Origin of the sequence: Algoriphagus sp. (assembly GCF_029254265.1) — a bacterium.
In the GTDB taxonomy this organism is placed as follows: Bacteria; Bacteroidota; Bacteroidia; order Cytophagales; family Cyclobacteriaceae; genus Algoriphagus.
Window position 1 is genome coordinate 1 of sequence record NZ_JAQWXX010000122.1, and the last position, 14,847, is coordinate 14,847.

Consider the following 14,847-nt stretch of genomic DNA (forward strand, 5'->3'; position numbering starts at 1 on the left):
ACAGGTTCTTGAGTAATATACCCAAATCTCTTACGGTAAGTAGATAGATCTAAATCTTTACGATTTGTGTCATTTATGAAAATATTACCAGAAGTAGGATTCAGCAACCCGATTATTAAATTTACTAAAGTTGTTTTACCACTTCCACTTTCACCAACAAAGGCATATGTTTTGTTTAACTGAAGATCAAGATTAATATCAGAAAGAATCAATTTTTCCTTTTGATAATAATAAGACACATTGTCTAACTTGAAATTGTATCGTTCTGGGATTGATTTCTTATTTGAAGTTTTCTCTTCTTTAGAATCATTAAACTCTTCAATTAGATCAATACCTGCTTCTATGGCACCTATCTGACCAATAAAGCCTTGCCAGCTTGTTTGTACGGTTAGTAAATAATTTAAAGCCCGGTAAAAAAACAGAATACTTAAAATAATTGATGTCAAGCTGGTTCCCAATAACATTGCTTGAATACCTATCACAACAGCTACAATAACTATAACAATTGGTTCTCTGGTACTTATCAGAATTGCATTATAATTCCCAATTTTCAATTGGACTTTCTCGACTTCTTCGATCTTCTCTTTAAGTTTGAACTTAAAATCAAAGAAATAACCTGTTCCCTTTAAGTACTTGAAAAATAATATTGACTGAACCAAAAGCGATTGATAGTCATGACTTATACTGGTTATTTTTATAGAAGCTTCCCTAGTCCTTTTATAGAGATATTTAAATATAAAACTAGTTAAATATCCCCCTAAGGAAACGAAGAAGGCAAAATTGAAATTGGAAATAAAAGCCAAAAACACATACACTAAGAGCAGTACAGCTCCCTGCATGGTATTAAAATAAAAACCAAAAGCACTGACAATTTTATTGACCTCCCCGGACATCGTATTTTGAATTCTTCCTCCATTAATTTTGGAAAATTTTTCATACGATATATCCCCTAGCCCGTCAACCATATTGAACCTTAACTTTCTTACAAATTTGATTTGAAGAATAATCCGATAAAGCATTTCTAGGTATTTGAAAAAGCCCTTCAATACAAAAAGGATTAATAAAAATCCTAATACAAGTGAAAGATTAAAAGGTAATCCTGTGCTTTCTAAAATGTTAATTAAAAAACTGAAGTCCCCTAAATTTTCTGCTGCCTTTTCATAACTAACTTCATCCGAAGCTGCAGATTGCAGTAAAGGGATAAACATGGATAAACCAAATCCATCCATCAAGCCTACAAGGATACTTAAAATAAGAAGTAAAAAAAGGCTAGGCCCTAAATACGAATAAAAGAACCTAAAATACCTTATTTGATTTTTCACCTTAATTAATCTTATTTATAATCTTCATAATAGCCATAACCGTAGCCATAAGAATATCCATACCCACTGTTGACCTTGGTCATATCTACACCATTAAAAACAGCATAAATACTTTTTAAATTTTTTGTGCCCTTCAAGGTGTTCAGTGAATCAATGAAGGTGCGTTGGCTATAATTTTGTCTAAATACAAAAAGGGTCAAATCAACATGATTCAATAAATCTAAAGTTTCACTTACTAGACCCACTGGAGGAGTATCCATGATAATAACATCATATTCTTTTTTCAACTCTTCTACTAAAGCAGTAAATCTAACTGAGAGCAACAATTCTGCAGGGTTTGGTGGAGTTGGTCCAGCAACCAGAATATCCAGATTTTCATAACCTGAGGGACTGATAACTTCCTTCCAATCATTCGATTCCCCACTTAAAAAAGTGGATAGGCCTTTTTTATTTTCAATTTTAAAATCGCCAAATATTTTAGGCTTTCTCATATCACAACCTAGCAAGACAGTTTTTTTGCCTGTAAGGCTGTAGACAGAAGCCAAATTCACGGCACAAAAAGTTTTCCCTTCTCCAGAAATTGTTGAAGTAACCATAATAGTTATTTTTTCATCTCTTTGGAGAACATATTTAAGGTTGGCCCGAAGAGATCTAAAGCCTTCCGATATACCCGATTTACCTTGATTTAATACAACTAGATTATTATCAGATCTATTCAATAAAATAGTCGATAAAATTGGGATTCTTAGTCTCTTCTCTAAGAATTTAAGATCCTCAATTTTCGTCCTGAATATTTCTTTCAGGAATATTAGAATTAGAGGGAATAATATTCCAATCAGAAAAGCTACAGTATAATTCTGTAATGGTTTAGGAGTGATTTTAAACCCTCCGGTTGCAGGTTCAATTATCTTATTATTGACTGTATTGGAAGCTTTAGTGATAGCTGCCTCAGCTCTTTTCTCTTGTAAATACGTATAAAGGTTTTCACTTAGTGTGAATTGTCTTTCGATACGAATTAAATTTTGTTCAGTCTCTGGCAATGACCTGAATGAGACATCCATTTGATTAATTCTTGACCTTAAATCTTCAATCAGCATTAATGAGTTTTGATCCACATTATTGAGTATTTCTCTAATAGACCTGTTTGAATCCTCAATTTTCCTGTTAATCTCTTTAACAGCCGGAGAAATTTCAGTCTGTGTAGCTAAAAGACGGGATTTGTCTACTTGTAGAGAAAGTAAGTTTTCAATCAATCCGTTTAGAATAGGATCATCAATACCAATACCGGAAGGAACTACCAGTTCCTTATAATTTTCTCTTAAAAGGTAATCCTTAAGGCTTTGATAATATTTTCTTTTGAACTCTTCATTATTAAGTTGAGTCTCCAGTTCTGACATTTGATCAAAAACAGCAGCTCCTTCAGTGCTTAGATTGTAGATCTTATTTTCAGATCTATAATTTTCCAATTCTTTTTCAAAAAATCGTAAAGTATCCGCAACACCTGAAACCTGACCATCAATGAATTTTATTGTATTGGAATAAACTTCATTTTTATCCTGCAATTCTAAATCAAGGTAAGTCTGCATCAAGGTGTTCAAGTATGCTTCTCCCATTAAGGCGTTAGAAGTAGTGATACTTAAATTCATGATTGAGGCCCCCCTTTCTACAGCTTCAACATCCAAATTATTTGCATAATAAGAAGTTAAAGAGGTTACATCTTTTATTTTATAAAGTATTTTCCCTTCCTTCTCAACATCAAGTTTTGTTACCTTAATTCGGAATTGATCTGTTTCAACCCATTCTCCGAATGCATAGGAAGTTTTAGAAGGGATATTAACAAACTCAACATATGATCCGTCAGGTAAAAATTTTGTGTATTGCTTATCTACAAAATCAATATTGAAACTTTTATCATCAGTCCACTCCAAAGAGATCATTCCATTGATTATCTGTGCAGAAGTCCAGTCTACCTGAATTAAAATGGGTGAATTTTTATAAAGCCTTTGATTTGTAAATGTCCCTTCCTTATAATATTCAACATCAAAATCCAGCTTTCTTAAAGTATTTAAAGCAATTGGTTTTGATTTTAGGATAATTATTTCATTCTGAAGCCCCATACTTCCGACATCCATAATGGCGGGCTTCTCAAACAAGGCTAGAGCAGATTCTTTCTCTTTGATGAAAAATTTAGCACTTGACCTATAAAGTGGTTCAGTCGTTTTGGTAAGAAAAAAACCTATTGACAAGGAGATGAACAATGCAGCTAGAAACCAAGGCCAATTTCTTATTACTTTACTTAGAAATAATCGCAAATCAAATGCTGAATCCTCTTGCTGAAGAAATTCATTTTCTGTTTGTTCAAAATTCATATTAAATATTTAATTTGTAGCTAAAGTAAGAATCAGAGCGACAGCTGTAATCGTAGTCGTTAAAAGTGTCAACGTTTGTATAAAATTGGTCGCATTCCCTATCTCTCTTACTTTCAGGGGTTCGGCGTATAAAATATCATTTGGCCTAACGAAATAAAAATCAGAAGTAAGCAAGTTTTTGTCATTCAAGTTGATTTTGTGAATTTTAGATCCTTCAGGGTATTGACGAACAACTATTAATTCATTTCTTTTTGCTAAAATATTCAAATCACTAGCTGCAGCAATAGCTTCAAAAATGGTGACTCTATTTTGGAGAACAGTGATTTTTCCAGGATTATTAAACTCTCCTAATGCACTAAATCTTATTCCTCCTAATCTAATTCTAACAAAATACTCATCTTCGTTCACATACCTTTTAACTTCATTTTCAATTAATTTTTTAGCTTCAATGGTAGTCAATCCGTCAAGAAGCACTTCACCAATCAATGGTAATTCAACTTTTCCAAACTCATCAATGGTATATCCATTCATGAAGAACACATCTCCACCTGCTTGCCCTCCGCCTCCCATCATCATATTATTTTGAGAGGTAATCGTAGCAACGTTAAGCAACTCATTAATTTCTGCACTAGTAGTAGTGATATTAATGTCAACGATATCGAATTTTTGAAGGTAGTACTCCTCAAAACTGTACGGAAGATTTTCACTTGAAGAAATTACAGGGTTAGATTGGTCGCCAAGCTCTTGCATATAAATTATTCTTTCATTGGAAATGCAGGAAGAGGCTAGTGCAACTAACACTGAAAAAAAGAGAATTTTATAAGTCCATCTCATTTGATCTTTTTGGATTTTTGAATTAGGGTGCAATTTGCTTTTTATTTTCGGAATTTCTGAATAATTATTAAAGTCTCGCATCTACTTTATCCTTATCCAGTATGCATTTCACATCAAATACAACTTGATTATCTGACTTTTGAATAGGGAAACTTTTAAAAGCTCTATGGGCTACAGCCAAGATCACTGCGGAATATTTATCGAGGTTTGGCACCTGATCTCCAGAGCTGATATCAATATTATATTCATGCTTCACTTCTACTGGATTCGCCCAAGGATCATAGATATCAACTTCCATATCAAATGATTTCAACTCATTATAAATGTCTATAACTCTTGTATTTCTAACATCTGGGCAATCCTCTTTAAAGGTAAAACCAAGTATCAAAACTTTAGAATCTATCACTTTAAGGTCTTTCCGCATCATCAATTTAATCACCTCTGTGGCAACATGTTTTCCCATGCTGTCATTTAGTCTTCTCCCTGCAAGGATAATCTCTGGATGGTAGCCTACTTCCTGTGCTTTTTGTGCTAAATAGAATGGATCCACACCAATACAATGACCTCCGACAAGCCCAGGCTTGAATTTCAGGAAGTTCCACTTTGTCCCTGCTGCTTCCAACACTTCACTTGTATCAATTCCAAGAAGATTGAAGATTTTTGAAAGTTCATTAACAAAAGCTATGTTGATATCACGCTGTGAGTTTTCAATAACCTTCGCGGCTTCAGCTACTTTAATTGAAGATGCCTTGTGCGTACCTGCGGTAATGACTTGTCTATATAATTGATCTACAAATTCTGCCACTTCAGGTGTACTTCCGGAAGTCACTTTTAAAATTTTTGCTACTGTGTGCTCTTTATCTCCAGGGTTAATTCGCTCCGGTGAATATCCTGCGAAAAAATCTTCATTGTATTTCAATCCAGATATTTCTTCCAACACAGGCACACATTCCTCCTCGGTTACTCCAGGATAAACCGTGGATTCATAAATAACCACATCTCCTTTTTTTAAGTATTTCGCGATGTTTGCCGAGGCCTTCAGCATAGGAGTCAGAACAGGTCTATTATGCTTATCTGTAGGGGTAGGAACTGTTATAATATAGACATTACAATCTGCCAAATCATTGGAGTCCGCAGTAGAATATAATCCTATGGAACCCAAATTTGGCGAACTTAATAAATTAACAGAATGAAGAAGCTCATCCTCCACCTCCAAAGTATGGTCTTTTCCAGATTTAAGATCTGCTATTCTTTTTTGATCTATATCGAACCCTATCACGGGAAACTTTTTAGCGAATTCAACAGCTAAAGGAAGGCCTACATAACCAAGACCTATAATTCCTATTTTAACTTGATTAAATGGAATAAACATAAATAATTAAGTATTAGTTAAACTTTAAAATTACACAGCTTCGCTCTTTCAGTCCCAGGACTTGGCAAAAGTTTTCAATGGGATCGTCGGATTCTGGTTGATTAGATCCCATACTTTCCAAAAAAAACTGATTTGAAGATTATTAAGGGTTTTTGAAGTGAGTACCAAAATTACTCATTTTAAACTTTAGGCAAAGAAATTATCCAAAGAATGGTAGCAATCCGAAATTCAATTGTTTTGAAATAAATAGATCAAATTAAGTTCTCCTGAAAAAGACAATTTCTTTACTCCAGACGGGAAATCTACAGTAGAATTTCCTTCACTTAACCATTGATAATTATAGGCACTTACAAATTGAGTTTTAGAACTCAGAATCAAATTCCCCCATTGATGGTCAACTAGAACCCCAAGACTAAAATCAACCCAAGGCTTTTTATTGGGGTTTTGTCCAAATGCTCGATAAAAAAAATCTTGATGATTTTCCAATCTCTCAAGACGAACCCCAATTTTGTTAAGACCTTCAATTCGTGAAATCTCCAGCGTTTGAACATTTACTCCTACTCCAGAACCTACCCCTAATGCTTGTCCATAGTTTACAAATCCTCTTGCCAAGCCGTGGGTATGCCAAGTTTGATTCCCAATCAATCCAGGATAGCGAATATATCTATTCACGGATTCCTGCTGATGCGTCATTTCCCCTCTGATCTGAATAAATGTCTTCGGTTTGGAAAGTGCAAATAATTTTTGAAAACCAGCCAAATATGCTCTTGCATGTTCTGGATTAAGCATAAACTCTCTCCAGTTAAAAGAATGGTCTCTTCTCCCTAGCTCAGCGTAAATTTCAAACTTTGCAGATGGTACTAAATAACGAAAAGAAACCGAAACCTGCTGATCCTGACCTTTAGAATCATAAACAATCGTATTTCCATCATCGAAAAATCTTTCTTTTTGAAAGACTTCAAATACAGGAAACCAATCACTAAAACCATTCCCCTTTAGTTTATTGTATTGTTGAAAAGTTCTATTAAAACCTAAAAAAAGGTTGGGGAGAAAAACGGGATTATAATTAATAGAAATACCATTAAGATACCTCCAATCACCTGTGAAATCTTCAAAATATTTCTGATTCAAAGCATTAGATTGTGTTGGAGAAATCCCGCTATTTTCCAATCTACCTACGATCAATTGAGCCTCAATATTTCCTAAAAAAGTTTTTAGAGGACGTCTGGTATTTAAGGATAAATGAGGAAATCCTTCAGCATTATTTGAGAAGATAAGAGCGTTGAATTGTCCTGGGCCCCACCAAATATTTTGAGTTGATAAACCTAAACTAATCGGACCAGCTACTATATTAATGGAGGATTGACCCCACCAGAACCTTGAAAAATAATCATTCCCAAATCGCTCAGGATTATCTCCGCTATTCCAATAAAAAAATCTTGCCTGAGTTACCGGTGTGGAGAATTTATCAGAGAACCCTTCAAAGGGTTTGTTTTGAGCAAAGATAAATTCAGGTTGTAATTGAAGCTCTATAAAATGATACTTTGCGAAAAATCCTGTGGAAAGATAAGTTTGAAAGCCAACGTTTGGAATCATCCCTCTATTTCCCCAACCATATGGTCTTTTTGTATTAACTGTATTATTAGAAACTAATGGCAAGAATGTAAATCTTACTTTTTCATCAACAGATCTGTGAGTTCCGTAAAAATATTGGAGAAGTTCTTTTCGAACTCGGGAGGAGTCATCTGCAAAAATTTGTAGAGGTCGGTTTTGAAATGAATATAAAGGTGAAAAATCTCCTAACAATTGACCTCTCCTTAAATTTTCTTCAAGTACCGATAGTCCTGCATTTAAGGTTTGTGAAAATGAATATTTACAAAAAGTAAACATCATTAAAACCATCATCAAGGCTGTTTTTAGAAAATCACACCTCATTTCCGAAGAAAGGTATTATAAAAAAAGAGGGTGAATGATTTTGGCATTAATCTGATAGGAAAACGCAATAAGAACCTTACTAAAGAGTCAAAGGGGATTAGATTTTCTCTATAAGCTTGGATGAAGAATTGCCCCTCATTAACCCCATAATCAAACCCTTGTCTCCTACCTAACATATCTTTTCCTAAACGGAAAAACAATAGAGGTTCCTGAATATTATAAAATCGAAACCCCGCCTTTATTAATTTAAACCAGAGATAATAATCCTCAAATAATTTCATCGATTGGTAGGACCCAACCTTCAATACTGCTGATTTTCTAAAAAAGATAGAAGGGTGATTAAAAGGGCATCGGGAATATGCAAAAGTGACGATTTCCTCATGTGTTTCCGGTACTTTTTTCTGCCTATTCAAATCTCCTGGGACCTCAATAAATTCTGAAATATTCGTCCCAACTAGATCATATGAAGGGTTTTTGGATATAAACTCTATTTGTTTTTCAAATCGCTCTGGATGACAAATGTCATCTGTATCCATCCTAGCAACCCATTCATATTGACAAAACTTCAATCCTTCGTTTAGAGCATAGCCCAGACTTTTGTTTTCATCTAGGCTAATTATTTTTAATGGCAATAGATCCATGAACTTATCTATTTGTAGATCAAGTTCCGGAGTAAGCGGTCCATCTTTTACTAGAATTATTTCATTTGCAGGCTTAGTCTGATTTACTAAACTTTCAAATGCCAACCGCAGAAATTCGGGATTCTCACGGAAATAAACTGAAATAAGAACTGAAAAATCCAAAGGAAATTAATTCACTGAAAGTGGCAAATTGATTAAAAAACTCGATCCGAAATAATGCATATTTTTTGGTTTACTATTTCCTTCTATTTTGGTACCATCAGGCATAATGGTGATTCTAAGTTTATCCGAAAGCTCATCATTTTTCAATTCCTGAGGTAGTATAAGGTCTGATATTTTAATTGTAAAGTCCACTCCCAAATTGTCTCTCTTCTCCAACTGAGCAAATTTGAAACCTAAATGTTCAGAATGACTACAAATTGTACCAGTGATCAATCCGGAAATATTCAGCTGATACGAATCAATTAGAATTTTGCTTTCGGCAATCGACCGGAAGTTCATGAAATAAGGATCTTCTTTGTAGTAAAATATCAAATTTTCATTTGAACGACTTTCAATTTTAAGACCAAGCTTAATCAAATCTACTTCTCCTTTATTATATGAAGCCTTAAATTCCTCATTTGAAATTTCAGGTAAAACTAAGTATAAATAATCTGGAATTTCTATCCTTGAGGATAATCCATGCACTAAGTTTAAGCTAAAAAGTTTCACTAGAGATTCGTTTCCTTTATTTCGACTATCGAGTTGCTGCCATCGTGTCTGTTTCTCAAGCAATGACATCCCCCATTTTATGCTACCTGATTTGGAAGGGAGGAGTAAATATCCAACGTTATTATGCCATACTCCAATAGGCCCATTTGATATTTTCTCAAATTCTTCTCCAAGCTTAATCTCCTTTTCAGAATCACCTTCTAAAAGCGTCACCTTTCCTGTTACTTGCTCCTGAGTCACAGTAGTCACAACTTTCCCTTTACCAGAATAATTAATGTTGTGCCCTTCAAATAAAAACAAATCTTCCAATAACGCATAGCTCTTTACAGCAGTTACTGTACTCTCTGGACTGGACCTGTCGATGCTGAAACTACCAAGAACGCCATGCTTTGCTTCTAGAATCCCTGCAAATGATTTTTTGTTGGAATAGCCCTTACCATAGGGAACAATAGGGAGTGGAAAATCAATAAGTTCAGTGGTAGTTCCCGGAACCATTCTCCAATCCCAAGCTCCTTTTCCACTCTCCTTGTTATTCTTGTTTAATAAAAAACTACCGTCAGAAAAGAAGAAGTTTTCCATTCCATTTTTCTGACCACTATCACCTGACTCCTGACCTGAGGTTCTATCAGAAATAAAGCGGACGGAAGCAGTATAATTTCTAGTTTTGGATAGCATTAAATCAGAGGTGTAAAATCCTCTATGGCCTAGATCTTTTGTAAAATTAGGATCGTCCAAAACTTTATCAATTCTTATTCTTGCAGGAGTCCCAGAGTCAAAAAAGCTACGTAATATCTTAGTGCGGCTCACAGGGAAGGAGGAATAATATTTAGGAAGCTGGTTATGTCTTCCCAGTACTTGATCTACGACCTGTCCATTCGGTAAAAAAAAAGGATATAAACCATGGTCCAAAAAATCCACAAGTGTTATCAGTTCATCATTATTTAAAGCCCATTTAGTGCCCTTCGAATAATAGGCATATGCAACAAAATCACTATACCAGTCTAATCCATATCCGAGATTATAAATCTGGCTACCTCCGTAGTTATGCTGATGTAATGAAAAGTCAGCCATCAAGGCTATGGGGTGTTCATTTCCAGTATTAATTCTGATTGGCAGCTGATTTTTTGCAATTATACTAAGTGTATCTACTAATCCTGGATTATTAATAGCAGCTGCAATGGAAATAAGGCTATAAAGCCTATAACCAACGTTTCCCATCCTCTGAACATCCTCATTCAAATTGTCACCTAATGAAAGAAAAGCAGAACTACTTTTTCCAAAATTCCAAGAATATCTAACATAGTGAGCCGCATCAACAAGAATCCCACTAACCAATGTTTTGAACTCTGGATCTGCTAAATCTTTATCGAGATCCTTGTATAATGACAATAAGATCGATGCTAAATATCTTGGCTGGTCCAAAGCACTATCAGTCCATCGAAACTGAGGTTTGTCGTGAAGCCAATAGTAAAGGCTGCGATATAGTGTCAGCTTGATTTCGCCAAGCTCTTTTTCAGGAGCAACAGTCTTGATTTTATCTTGATAATAGAGTGCCAGCTGAAGTATATCTGTCTTGATGTCAGTTGTAGTAGGCCTCGCATTCACTCTATTGAAAGCACCAGTACTTACATTTACTTTATCTAGATAATCTGCAATTCTAAACTGTTCATTTTTTCTTGACTCGATAGACTGAAATCCATTGAGGTCGACTAGTCTATTTCTGAGTTGGGTCATATCCTGACCACTAGCATTTAGAAGCAGACCAAAAGAAATCCAAAAACACAAAGTAAGAATTTTTAAAAATCTCATTTCACAAAATAGGTAATGAACTTCTTACTCAAATCAATTATTAAATCCATTTTTTGTGTAAACGACAAGTCAGATTTAGCTAAAACTTTCAGGAATTCTTTAGGATCCTTATTCCATAATGCGACTTTGGCAAGTTCGATTTGATCATATTGGAGTATACCATTTCGTTCACTAGCGGATAGTTTAGAGAAAATATTCTCAAATTTCTCTTGAAACATTTTTTGAAATTTTCTGAAATTTTCAATGGAAGGGATATTCGTTCTGTCCTCTATGTTCAATCGAACTAAAACTTCATTGAGTGTTTTGACAGGATTTTTTTCCAAAATTCTTATCATCAATTCCACATCTTGCTTTCTTCTAAAGTCTTCGTCAAAACTTCCTATTTCATCTAAAAGTGTTCTTTCTATCATCAAAGTAGAACCGGAAGCCAGATTGATTTTTCCCTGTGCAAACGGTACCAACATTTCATCCATAGGAGGAATTACAGGTGAAACTCTAACTTTCTTATTATTCTTGTACGAATCAAATCTACAGACCACAGCTCTGTACTTTTCATTCTGTAAAGCTTCAATTTGGCAGGCCAACTTCTCGGGATAAAACTCATCGTCATTATCAAGAAAACAGATGTAATCACCTTTTGCAGCAGAAATCCCGGTATTCCTGGCAGCTGCTCCACCTTTGTTTTTTTCATGAATGATGTAGTTGATTTTTGGATTTCCTCCAAATCTCTGTAGGATTTTGGCAGTAGCGAGTTGATCAGGAGTACCCTCACCGTTATCATCAATAATTAATAATTCCCAATCATCAAATGTTTGTGTGAAAACACTTTCTATGGATATCTTGAGATATTCTGCTCGCTTATAGCTTGGGATAATTACACTGACCTTAGCCATTTACAAAGTTTTTATACTGCTTTTTACCATCTTGCAAAGCTTGGTAATAGCGCAGTGGCGAAATCTGACTTCGATATTTTTGAAAGTTTTTAATAGTGGAAAACACATAGAACAAACTTGCCATTGGCTCACCGTAGATTCTATACACTCTACCTCCAATAAGGTTTAATGCATTTTCTGTAAAAAGGTCTTTTCGGTTTTTTCCAGAGCTTTCTAGCGGATGAATCACAATTGGTTTTGGAATATATTTTATTTGAAAACCAGCCCTAAGAGAATCAGCTAAAAATGCAGTCTCCTCTCCAGAAGGAAAAGTTGAACCTAAACCTAAATTTTCCTCAAATTTGACTCTTTTAAAAACATCTGCTCTACCCGCCATTTCAATTGATGAAACTGTATCAATTTCCGTAATTCTAATTTTTCTTTCCTTTTCCCAGTATGATTTGTATTTCTGATTAGATAAGCCTGTACTTATCTGAAATGTTAAAATGTGAGTGTCTATATTTTGATTAAAAGCAGTTATAATAACAGTTTCAAACCCTTCAATAAACTCTACATCTTCGTCAGCAATAAGAAAAATATCTTGGCTAGATGAAGATTCTAGAGCCATTTTAATAGCATTATTACGATTTTTTGATAATCCTCTGCCTTCCAGAATACTTATCTCCAAATCAGATCTACTTTGCAATGAAATAGGAATAGCAGGGATTTTTTCAATATCACCTTGCAAAGAAATAAAGTATCGAACATTTGGGTTGGGAATGGGTATGTTCTTTTCAATTTCTAACAACCCCTCTTCAAAAGCGCAATAAAGTACGTTTAGCAATTGACTATATTTTGTGAATAATCCCGCATGCCCAGAAATATGCTATTTCCCAAGGATCTGCCAAGCTAAAACCAATTATTAGAAATGGTATGAATAAAAATAAAACACGAGGCCCAGAAATAAGCCTGATGACATACCAAAAACTTAGATAAACTAGTAAACCCAATAATCCTAGCTCACCAAGTAAAATTGCAAAATGAATGTGCGCATATCCTCCTGACATGTAGCTATATAAATACCCCCCTACCTCATACCCCAAACCCATTAAAGCGATAGCTATTTCTTGGTCAAAGAAACCGTTCAAGCCTTCTAGTATTTGGAGTTTTGTTAAGAAACTCCCGTCTTGGAATTGCACCTGATCTTGGATAAAAAAAAGAACCAAAATCGATATACCGATGGATAGTAATACTGTCAACCATTTAGAATAGCTTGACCATTTATTCCAGACAAAATAAAGTCCCATCCCGGCAGACACGACAATAGCAGCCCTACTTAAAGTTAAAAAAATTAAAAAATAAATGATTGTAAATGAAGCCAATCTCCAGAATTTAGAATCATAGTTCACAAACATATTCAATCCCAAAAATATGATAAGAAATGCACCAACATAATTGGAGTCGAAAAACATGATACTAGACATTTTAAAAAAGTAAAAAGTATCAAAAGATAATCCTCCCTGAGCCCCTTGATAAATCTCAATCAAGTAATCTGTACTTTCTGAATTAAGGTCTAAAGTCGGTAAAAAGAATCTAAAAAAAGTTTCAATTCCTACAACCACTATTACTCCTAAAATACACGCCTTTACCAATCGATTAATTTGAGTTTTAGATAACTCCATCTGGAGATAGTAGGTCAGAAAAAAACCTGAAAGTATATAAATAAAATGTAATTGATTCCTTATAAAATCGCTGGTGTTATCCAGCTTATCGAGCCAAAAAAAATGGGCAAAAATGAAAAAACCAATAAACCCCAAGATATAAAACCATGAAAGTTTATGGGTAAAAGAAGCTGTTGATTTGATGAATAAAGAAATTACAAACCAAAAAAATAAAAGTGCCATGATGACACGAAATGGAATGTACCTATTGGCTCCACCAAACAAAAAATCAAACCTCAATAAAACAGAAAAGGAAATCAAATATAGACTTCCTAGCTTTAGAGATTTTATTTTCCTTTCAATCTGTGTCTCCAAACTTAATGGGTGATTTGAAAAGGATAAAAATTGCTGCTGAAATAATTCCCAATGAACCTGTTAGAAATAAAATCAGGAAAGTTTGTGGCTTATTTTTTAAAGGAGGTATATAAACAGGCTCAATAGTCGCAAAAAGAGGATGTTCCTCATTGAGTTTAATTCGAGCCTGCTCCAGCTGAGAATTGATGTTAAAAAATAAATTTTTTGACAATTCATATTTAGATGTCAGATTTTCCTGCTGATTTATAAGGGAAGCACTTGAGATATTAAAGTTTCTGTCTTTAAAATTGGCAAGTTTAGATTGATCTTCATTAAACTGTTTCTCTAATTCTATTTTCTTATCTTCCAAAAACGAAATAATTCTTGTCTGCTTTTCATTTCTATATTTTTCCATGAAATCAACAAGATACTCTTGCGTAAACTGTGCTAAATATGCAGAAACTACAGCATTGGTAGTTTCAACGGAAATGGTAATTAATCCTGTTTTTTTATCAACACTTACAGCTACCATATCCCTTAAATCTTTCAGAAATTTGAATTCGCCAACTGAGGGTCGATAAAAAGTCTGATTTGAAGATGAAACTATCTCATTTGCCTTAGATAAATCTTCTTCATCAGTCCCTCTAATTATCCCTAAAATTAAACCAGGTAAACCAATCGTATATTTTTTTATGAAACTAAATGTGTTAAAAGGGGCATACTTTTGTAGGTAAGACTCAATTGTTAAATTCTCATTGAAATCAGGATGAAAGAACTTGTGATTTTTAAACTCTAAAATAAAAGGAGTGCTTTGTACAATTGAAGGATAAAATTCCGGACGGAAAGCATCAGAACCTGCTGCTGGTAGATTAAAAGACCCAAGCCCCGGAATGGAAGAAGCCAATTGGCTTAGACCTCCAGAATTTCCAAGAGAACTGTCTTTTGTTTCGGGAAGCAAAACAGATTG

At 34.4% G+C, this 14,847-nt stretch carries 11 protein-coding genes; all 11 read right to left on the reverse strand.

Annotated features, from left to right (window positions below):
* Nucleotides 1-1,322: ABC transporter ATP-binding protein (locus P8O16_RS18310; protein ID WP_300317153.1), on the reverse strand; the 1,322-nt coding region annotated here is incomplete at its 3' end.
* Nucleotides 1,323-1,333: 11 nt separating this feature from the next.
* On the reverse strand, nucleotides 1,334-3,454 hold the full coding sequence (locus tag P8O16_RS18315; RefSeq protein WP_300317156.1) for a tyrosine-protein kinase: 2,121 nt from the start codon (nucleotides 3,452-3,454) through the stop codon (nucleotides 1,334-1,336).
* Nucleotides 3,455-3,700: 246 nt separating this feature from the next.
* Nucleotides 3,701-4,606 carry a polysaccharide biosynthesis/export family protein gene (locus tag P8O16_RS18320; protein ID WP_367182841.1) on the reverse strand — a complete coding sequence of 302 codons (906 nt, stop codon included), beginning with the start codon at nucleotides 4,604-4,606 and terminating at the stop codon, nucleotides 3,701-3,703.
* Nucleotides 4,593-5,897 carry a nucleotide sugar dehydrogenase gene (locus P8O16_RS18325; protein WP_300317159.1) on the reverse strand — a complete coding sequence of 435 codons (1,305 nt, stop codon included), beginning with the start codon at nucleotides 5,895-5,897 and terminating at the stop codon, nucleotides 4,593-4,595. Before P8O16_RS18325 ends, P8O16_RS18320 begins: the two co-directional genes overlap by 14 nt.
* A 228-nt stretch (nucleotides 5,898-6,125) precedes the next feature.
* Entirely contained in the window at nucleotides 6,126-7,802 is a 1,677-nt protein-coding gene (locus tag P8O16_RS18330; protein ID WP_300317160.1) for a capsule assembly Wzi family protein, read from the reverse strand.
* A 26-nt stretch (nucleotides 7,803-7,828) separates the two neighbouring features.
* Nucleotides 7,829-8,635, reverse strand: coding sequence for a glycosyltransferase (locus P8O16_RS18335; RefSeq protein ID WP_300317163.1), 807 nt, complete (start codon nucleotides 8,633-8,635; stop codon nucleotides 7,829-7,831).
* A gap of 6 nt (nucleotides 8,636-8,641) precedes the next feature.
* Entirely contained in the window at nucleotides 8,642-10,918 is a 2,277-nt protein-coding gene (locus P8O16_RS18340; RefSeq protein ID WP_300317166.1) for a polysaccharide lyase family 8 super-sandwich domain-containing protein, read from the reverse strand.
* A 71-nt stretch (nucleotides 10,919-10,989) separates the two neighbouring features.
* A complete protein-coding gene (locus P8O16_RS18345) occupies nucleotides 10,990-11,886 on the reverse strand; it encodes a glycosyltransferase family 2 protein (protein ID WP_300317168.1) in 897 nt (298 codons plus the stop codon).
* A complete protein-coding gene (locus P8O16_RS18350; RefSeq protein ID WP_300317171.1) occupies nucleotides 11,879-12,709 on the reverse strand; it encodes a hypothetical protein in 831 nt (276 codons plus the stop codon). The genes P8O16_RS18345 and P8O16_RS18350 overlap by 8 nt, the downstream gene beginning before the upstream one ends.
* 4 nt (nucleotides 12,710-12,713) lie before the next feature.
* Entirely contained in the window at nucleotides 12,714-13,547 is an 834-nt protein-coding gene (locus tag P8O16_RS18355; RefSeq protein ID WP_300317174.1) for a hypothetical protein, read from the reverse strand.
* A 337-nt stretch (nucleotides 13,548-13,884) separates the two neighbouring features.
* The gene (locus P8O16_RS18360; protein ID WP_300317177.1) at nucleotides 13,885-14,784 is read right to left on the reverse strand and encodes a hypothetical protein; all 900 of its coding nucleotides are present in this window, start codon (nucleotides 14,782-14,784) and stop codon (nucleotides 13,885-13,887) included.
* Nucleotides 14,785-14,847 lie beyond the last annotated feature (63 nt).